The sequence below is a fragment of the Agriterribacter sp. genome (assembly GCF_035445465.1).
Lineage (GTDB): Bacteria > Bacteroidota > Bacteroidia > Chitinophagales > Chitinophagaceae > Agriterribacter.
Map to the genome: position 1 here is coordinate 106,178 of NZ_DAOMQT010000014.1, position 8,707 is coordinate 114,884.

Consider the following 8,707-nt stretch of genomic DNA (forward strand, 5'->3'; position numbering starts at 1 on the left):
ATAATGCGAATTTACCCTTAATTACACATTTACGATATCTTACTCCAGAGGGTTTGTCCTTTTTGCTGCTGAAGATAGTTTTTTAACTTCTGGTTAACTGCTAAATCCAGTTCCGGATCTTCATTTAAGATGCTTTCCGCATGTTTTTTAGCTAAATCTAACAAATGTTTATCCTGCACAATGCTTGCTAATTTAAAATTGAGCATTCCGCTTTGCCGGGTACCCTCAATATCGCCGGGTCCGCGTATCTCAAGATCCTTTTCGGCTATGGCAAAACCATCATTCGTGGCGCACATCATTTTCAACCGCTCCCGTGCATCGGCACTTAACTTATTGCCGGTTAATAAGATACAATAGCTTTTTTCGCCACCCCTGCCTACTCTTCCGCGCAACTGATGCAGTTGCGATAAACCGAATTTTTCGGCGCTTTCAATAACCATAACGGTTGCATTCGGCACGTTTACACCCACTTCAATAACGGTGGTGGATACCATGATCTGAGTATCCTTTTGTACAAAACGTTGCATGTTCGCATCTTTCTGGGCCGCTTTCATTTTTCCGTGCACCATGCTTATCCAGTATTTCGGTTCGGGGAAATACGCTTTCACATTTTCATAACCTTTCATCAGGTTTTCATAATCGAGCTTTTCACTTTCTTCTATCAGCGGAAAAATGATATAGGCCTGCCTGCCTTTTTGAATTTCGGCTTTTATAAAATCCATTACCTGCGACCGGGCAGTTTCATAGCGGTGAACGGTAGTAATGGGTATTCTTCCCGGGGGAAGCTCATCCATGATGCTGTAATCCAGGTCGCCATAGGCCGTCATGGCCAGGGTTCTGGGGATAGGCGTTGCCGTCATTACCAGTACATGCGGCGGAACTTCACCTTTCTCCCACAGCTTTGCCCTTTGCGCCACGCCAAAACGGTGTTGTTCATCTACTACGGCGAATCCGAGCTTGTGAAACTGTACCTGGTCTTCAATGAGGGCATGCGTGCCCGTTAGTATATGAAGACTTCCATCTGCGGCTTTCGCCAGTATTTCTTTTCGTTTAGCCTTTGGCGTTGATCCGGTGAGTAACGCCGTTTCAACGGGCATTCCTTTTAAAAGCTGGCTTATGTTATCGTAATGCTGCCGGGCTAAAATTTCTGTAGGCGCCATCATGCAGCTCTGGTAACCATTATCTGCGGCCAGCAACATGCAAAGCAGGGCCACAATGGTTTTGCCGCTACCTACATCCCCCTGCAGCAACCGGTTCATCTGGAATCCTCTTGCCGTGTCCTGCCTGATCTCTTTCAATACCCTTTTTTGCGCGCCGGTTAATTCAAAAGGCAGATGGTTTTTATAAAAGCCATGAAACAGTTCACCCACCCTGCTGAATATGATGCCTTTTGAATAATGGTGGCGGCCGAAGCGGATCAGTCCGAGCCGTACCTGCGCCAGGAAAAATTCTTCAAATTTTAACCGTGCCAGGGCTTTCTCATACATTTCGGTATTAGCAGGGAAATGGATATTTATATAGGAGTTATACCGGGGCAGAAGCTGCAATTCCTTAATGATAGTATCAGGTATATTTTCAGGCAGATCTTTTTCATGCAGCAGTTCAATAAGCGTTTGCGTTAGCTTACCTATTTGCCTGCCGTTGAGTCCTCTTACTTTTAATTTTTCCGAAGCGGGATAAACCGGTTCAAGATAATTTTTACCTTCTTTTTTTTCGGGCGTAAACAGCTCGGTTTCCGGATGGGTGATCTGTGGGCTGCCCATGAAGTAAGACAGCTTTCCAAAAACCAGGTAGGACTGACCTACATGGATATTTTTTTGTATCCAGCTAATGCCCTGGAACCAGGTGAGTTCAAGGGATCCCGTATCATCCCTTAATTCGGCTACCAAGCGCTTTCCTCTTTTTTCACCCATCATTTCGCAGGAAACGATTTTACCGGCTACCTGGATAAAATCCATAGCCGGTGTAATATCGCCGATCTTTTTTATTTCCGTTTTATCTATATGCCGGTAAGGAAAATGTTCCAGCAGGTCGTTGAAAGTAAAAATGTTCAGCTCTTTTTTAAGCAGATCGCCTTTTAGCGGGCCCACGCCTTTAAGGTATTCGATGGGATTAGATAATATGGAACTGAGCTGACTGATACAACCGGGCTTTAGGGGCAAATGTAAGGAAAGCGGAAGTTATGGGAAATGAGTAATGTGATAGAACGTGGTAATCATTGGCGTTGCAAAGTGCAGCATGTTTATTTTTTGTCATACAGGACCTGTCATCAGGCATATAGCGGTATATTTTATCATCATGTATCAGTTCCCATCGAATCCCGTTTTAAACTGTCATTTTTAAAAAGCAAATTTGTGAAAACATGAACACAATGGCAAGCCTATTAGAAAAGGAAATGTACAATTACTTTACCCGAGCCTGCACCAGGTTATTGACAGCATTGAAGATAGGAAAGTGGAAGCTGTTGACTACTAGCTTGTTGCTTATTCATAAACTTGTTGTTTATTCATAAAATGGTAACAGGAAATTCCCGGTATCCTGATCCTGTTGTCCAGCGTATCTTATAATCTCCCGTATAGTTTACTTTGCCCAACGGGTCTTTCCCGTCCCAGCGTATCATAAAGGTTTCTTCTCCTGTTGTGCCTGTATATAAGTTAGTGATTTTTTTACCTGTTACTGAATACAGGTCTACCTGCAATTTCCCGGGTATCCATGATTTGCATATGATCACCGATCTTTCTTTTTTTGTGATGATATGCGGAAGTACAGTGGCAAGGTAGAGTTCCTTACTCTCTGTAAAGTGCATTTCGGGTATGGTAACTTTTCCTTTAGCATATTTTCTTTTAAAGCCGGGAGGATTCTTAAGCACGGTGTTTTCATAACGTAAACGCTCAATCGCATGTTTGCCTCCTCTGAACCGCAGTTCATACAGGTCGCGTATGGTTTGGTCAAAGTCGAGCAGGCCTGTCCAGAGTTCACCCGCATTCTTTGAAGCTGCTGAATGCCCGTAAGCCTGCTTGAATGCTGCAATGCCCGTAGTATCATTATCCGCACCCAGTCCGTTTGAATTAATGAATTTTGGATTTTCCTTATCCTTATTCCACATCACATTCAGGTTGGTATTGATGATCCTTTGTATGTCTTGTTCACTAAAGACAATTCCATAATGATAAGCTTCGGTAATTTTTTCTACATCGCCGGCCTGGTAACCCGAACGCCAGGGATGAACCCAAACGCCATGGCGTGTATCTTTCTTTTCTGCATCAATATCGCCGGGGGTGAGCGGGTCAAAATAGTTCCAGCAATAGTGATCGTCAAAGTATTGGAAATGACTTTTTAATGTGAAAAAGATCCTTTCCGCCCTGTTTCTGTAAGCTGTACTGCCTGTAATGCGGTAAAGCCGCAGGTAAACCTGCCCGGCATCCAACTGTTTATTAAACGGGTGGCTAACACCGGCCCGGTTAGCCGCAGGGTTGTATATCCACTCTTTTAGATTACCGGGTTTTAAAAACTTGCTGAAGCCGGTATAAGCGCCATATGAACCATCTTCATACCATGTTCCTCTTTTGTCCCACTTCTCTGCAAAATCTTTTTCAGCTATTTCAACATAGGAGTTGGCTTTGCCGGCATATATTTTTTTCAGGGAATCATTTTCCAAAACCAGAACGCAGAAATCAAGGATCCCTGTCATCAGAATGGCGTCGCCTACAAGCGCGTCCTGCCAATATCTTTCGTCATAAGCGTATGGGCCAATCCATCCGCTGTATCCGTCCGGATCGGTGTCCATCCTGCTAATCAGAAAGTCGTAGTATGCTATTCCGGCATCTAACCATGCTGTATCTCCGGTGAGTTGAAAGTTTTCTACATACTGATCCATTCCCACCCGGGCATGCCAGCAGAAGTTTTCGCCTTTTGCATTTTCTGTAAATGCGGGATTATTGATCATGCCGGCGGATAATGCTTTTGGCGTTATCCTCACCAAAGGGCTATTTTGAGCAGGAACGAAAATGGCAGTGCATAAAAGTACCGGCAGGGAGAATAAAAATATAAAAAGCTGCGGTCGTATGGTCATATTACATGCTTTTTGAATCGTTTGTTTTTAGGGGTATTCATAACGCTGACCATTGGGCAAGCCCGGTTGTTTGTGTAAATATCCAAAAACTTCTTATTACAACGGTTTTATTACGGCACATAACAGTTTTATTATGCAAGAGCCAGTGCGATGTATGTATAAGCCGGGAAACTTTAAATCACACAAACGATTGCTGTGTTTTAATGGAAGTGTTTTTCCTAATTTTAGTATTTAAGCCTTTTTAAATGATTGTTCCATGAGAAAGCCTTTTATGACTTTGTTGTTTTTTTGCCTCGCGATAATGATGGGAATGGCACAGCAGCCGGCTACGGTGAAGGAATATATGCAGCCGTTTCCTACCTATGGATTTTCAGATCCGAATCCCATGCCGCTGCTTTCGCCTGTGTACCCGTATTTCCGTTATGACGGATTTACCGATAAGCCTCAGCAAAAACAATGGAAGATCGTTGAACTGGAGAACGACTATATTAAAGTGCTCATCACACCTGAAATCGGAGGGAAGATTTGGGCGGCGATAGAAAAAGGATCCGGGAAATCATTTATCTATCATAACCACACGGTAAAGTTCCGTGATATTGCTATGCGCGGCCCATGGACGAGCGGCGGACTGGAACCCAATTATGGTATTATTGGCCATACACCTTCCAATGCCACGCCTGTTGATTATATAACACGCACAAACGATGACGGAAGCGTAAGCTGCATTATTGGCGTATTAGACCTGTTAACAAGAAGCGACTGGCGGATAGAGATCAATCTCCCTAAAGATAAGGCCTATTTTACCACGCAGTCTTTCTGGTACAACTCCACTCCCGTTGAACAGCCCTATTACCACTGGATGAACCTCGGTATTAAAGCAAAAGGTAACTTAGAATTTATTTTCCCCGGTACAAAGTATATCGGTCATAATGGAGAATATGCAGATTGGCCGGTAAATAAAACCAACGGTAAAAAGATCAGTTTTTATGAAGAGAATAATTTTGGAGGATACAAATCCTATCACGTGTTTGGAAAACCGGCTGATTTTTTTGGAGCCTACTGGCATGATGATAATACCGGCATGGTGCGTTATGGCACATACGATGATAAGGCAGGCAGAAAGATCTGGATCTGGGGCTTATCGCAACAGGGTATGATCTGGGAAAAACTGCTCACCGATACCGATGGACAATATGTAGAAATTCAATCGGGAAGGCTCTTTAATCAAAACTCATCTCCAAGTACGTTTACCCCCTTTAAGCATATTGGCTTTGCTCCCTATGCCACAGATACCTGGAAGGAATACTGGTATCCCGTATCACAAACGCAGGGCATCGGTCAGGCCAATGCATATGGTGCACTCAACATAAAGTATGAAAACGGTTTTCTGAAAATATACTTTTCCGCGGCGCAGTTTGTTGCTGATACTTTGGTGGTGAAAACAGGGGAGAAAACAATATACAGCAGGGTGCTGAACCTGGCGCCGTTGCAGGTGTTTGCAGACTCCTTACAGGTAAGCATAAACGCAAATGACATTGCCGCCTCACTGGGTACTAATAAGCTGGTATACCATAGTGATCCGGAATTTGAAGCGCTCAGCCGGCCGGCAACATCTCCTGTAAACTTCAACTGGAATACTGCCTATGGTTTGTACATACAGGGAAAGGAATATATGGATCAGAAGATGTATGGAGCCGCTGAAGAAAAACTTACCGGGGCTTTAAGCAAAGACAGTAATTATCTTCCCGCCCTGGTAAAAATGGCTGAGCTCCTGTACCGCAACATGCGCTATACCGAAGCGCTGCAATTAGCCGCCCGGGCATTAAGCATTGACACCCACGCAGGCGATGCGAATTACTATTATGGTATCATTAATGCGCAATTGGGTAATATAGCCGATGCAAAGGACGGGTTCAGTATTGCCTCGCTTACGCCTGAATACAGGAGCGCAGCGTATACTGCGCTCAGCAGGTTATATAGCAAAGAAAAAGATTTTGATAAAGCCATCGCCTATGCTGCAAAAGCAGTTGATTTCAACCGGTATAATATTGATGCCCTGATGCTGCAGGCTGCTGCATTGCGCAACAACAATGAAGCGGCAAAAGCCGGCGCGGTGCTGCAAGCCATTTTATCGTACGATCCGCTGAATCATTTCGCCCGTTTTGAAAAACATCTCTGGCAACAAACGGAAGAGACTAAAAAGACATTTACTTCCTTAGTGAGAAATGAATTGCCTGCCGAAACCTTTGCCGAATTGGCTATCTGGTATTATAATGCCGGTTATAAGAAAAAAGCGCTGGAAGTATTTTCCTTAAGCCCTGCAAGTGCGGAAGCCGCTTTCTGGCTGGCATTTCTGCAAAACAAAAAAGCAGATTGCGATGCGGTAAACCCTGAGCTGGTTTTCCTTTTTCGTTCAGAAACGGCAATGGTGCTGGAGCACTTGCTGGAGCAGCAAAACGACTGGCTGCTGAAATACCAACTGGCATTGATATATAAAGATCGCAACCGCGAAGCGGAGTGTAAACGATTATTGCTGTCCTGCGGCAATGAGCCTGCTTACGCCCCGTTTTATGCAACGCGCTCCGCCATCTTTAAGGAGAGCGATACCGCACAATGTTTGAGTGATCTGCAAAAAGCCCTGTTACTTGATAAAGCACAATGGCGGTACCATAAGCTGCTTACCGAATATTATATAGAACACCAGCAACCTGCCGCGGCATTAGCGGTAATAGCCCCTTTCTACAGGGCTCATCCAGAACAATACATTATGGGTATGCTGTATGCCAAAACGCTGATGCTGAATAAAAAATACAATGATGCCGATGGGGTGCTGGCTAAGCTCAATATTATACCCTTTGAAGGAGCTACGGAAGGAAAAGCATTGTACCGCGAGGCGAAGCTGATGCTTGCGCTGCAGGAGATGCAAAAAAATAATTACAAAAAAGCATTAACATTTATCAGCCAGTCGCGGTTATGGCCACAAAACTTAGGGGTGGGAAAACCATATGATGATGAGATAGACAGCCGTTTGGAAGACTGGATGGAATACCTGTGCGGCAGGCAGCTAAAGAAGGCAGGCGGCGAGGCTTTATTGGATCATATTTTGCAGTTTACCCCGCGTATAGACAATACGGTGAGCAATTTTATTCCTTCCAACGCACTGGTATCGGCATGGGCAATTGAAAAAAGGGAAAACAGAATAAAGGCTGTTGAATGGATTGATCAGCAAATAGCGGCTTATCCTCATTTGCTTACTGTTCTGCAGTGGAGCAAAGAAGTGTTTGAAAATAAGAGTGCTGCTACCGCTTTACCCGGGGAAAGCAAGGATGCCGGCGTACGCATATTAGAAGCATTGCGTGCTGCGGGAAAATGATTGCGAAAGGTAAAATAGCGCTTTACGGTTGTCCGTCTAAGTGTTTTTACCAGCCGCTTATCCGGTTTTTCACATCATGTTAGAAGTTTCTGCTCTGATTTTTGCTGCAGAACCAGTAGGTTTGTAAAAATCATTGTTATGGGTGACGTGCTAAACATCACTGATTTTTTAAACCCGGTTAACCGGTATCATTTATCGCACGATGAGGGTTACTTAGAAGGACAGATTGGTAATCATATTGCATTGTATGAAGAAGAGTTGCCCGACCTTGATATTGCCGATGTGGTATTGATAGGTTGCGGCGAGCAAAGAGGCGAAGGTTCAGACAGCTATTCTGCCGGTCCTGATGTTATTCGCAGCCAGTTTTATGCTTTGTATTACTGGCATAAAGATATCAGGATCGCAGATGTAGGAAATATCAAATCGGGTGCGGGCATAGCCGACACGTACGCGGCGCTGAGAACCGTGGTAAGTGAACTGCTGCATATCGGGAAAACAGTAGTTATTCTGGGAGGCAGTCACGATCTCACCCTTGCCCAATACGATGCGTACAAGGTATTGAACCATATTATTGAAGCCGCGGTAGTAGACGGTTTGATTGATCTGAATATGGATAATCCTTTGCGCAGCAGGAGTTTCTTAATGGAAATATTAACCGGCGAACCCAATTTCATCAGGCATTATAATCATATTGCATTCCAGAGCTATTTTGTAAACCCGCATATGCTCGAAACAATGGATAAGCTCCGTTTTGATTGTTACCGGTTGGGTGTTGTAAAGGAACATATGGAGGAGATGGAGCCCGTGCTGCGCAACACGAATATGCTGAGTTTTGATATTGCTGCGCTGCAGCATGCCGCGGCGCCTTCCAATTATCTTTCGCCCAATGGGTTGGATGGCGAGCAGGCCTGCATGCTCACCCGTTTTGCAGGCATGAGTCCCAACCTCAATTCCATAGGTATTTATGGTTATACGGTGGAAAATGATATCCAGCAATTAACCGCGAAACAAATAGCGCAGATGTTGTGGTATTTTGTGGATGGAAAATGGCAGGGCAAGCATGAAGCGCTCCTGGCGGAGAGAGATAATTTCTTTGAATTCAACACAGCGTTTGCCGAAATAGATACGGTGTTCCTGCAAAGTAAAAAAACCGGCCGCTGGTGGATGCAGTTGCCGGATAAATCCTATATCGCCTGTTCGTACCAGGATTATATCCAGGCCAGCAGCAATGAAATACCCGAACGCTGGCTGAGAGCGCAGGA

The 8,707-nt window shown here is 44.5% G+C and carries 4 protein-coding genes; 2 read left to right on the forward strand and 2 right to left on the reverse strand.

The annotated features are described in order from the left end of the window. Positions 1-29: 29 nt before the first annotated feature. Together recG and PLE34_RS09745 are read right to left on the reverse strand one after the other, a co-directional pair. A complete protein-coding gene (gene recG, locus PLE34_RS09740) occupies positions 30-2,162 on the reverse strand; it encodes an ATP-dependent DNA helicase RecG (RefSeq protein WP_324556297.1) in 2,133 nt (710 codons plus the stop codon). 344 nt (positions 2,163-2,506) lie between these two features. Beyond that, a complete protein-coding gene (locus tag PLE34_RS09745; RefSeq protein WP_324556299.1) occupies positions 2,507-4,072 on the reverse strand; it encodes a hypothetical protein in 1,566 nt (521 codons plus the stop codon). A gap of 256 nt (positions 4,073-4,328) precedes the next feature. Here PLE34_RS09745 and PLE34_RS09750 point away from each other — a divergent pair, with 256 nt between their 5' ends. After that, complete coding sequence (locus PLE34_RS09750; RefSeq protein WP_324556301.1) at positions 4,329-7,445, forward strand: DUF5107 domain-containing protein; 3,117 nt, start codon at positions 4,329-4,331, stop codon at positions 7,443-7,445. Between the two features lie 138 nt (positions 7,446-7,583). Further along, on the forward strand, positions 7,584-8,707 hold a 1,124-nt coding region (locus PLE34_RS09755; protein WP_324556303.1), incomplete at its 3' end, for a formimidoylglutamase.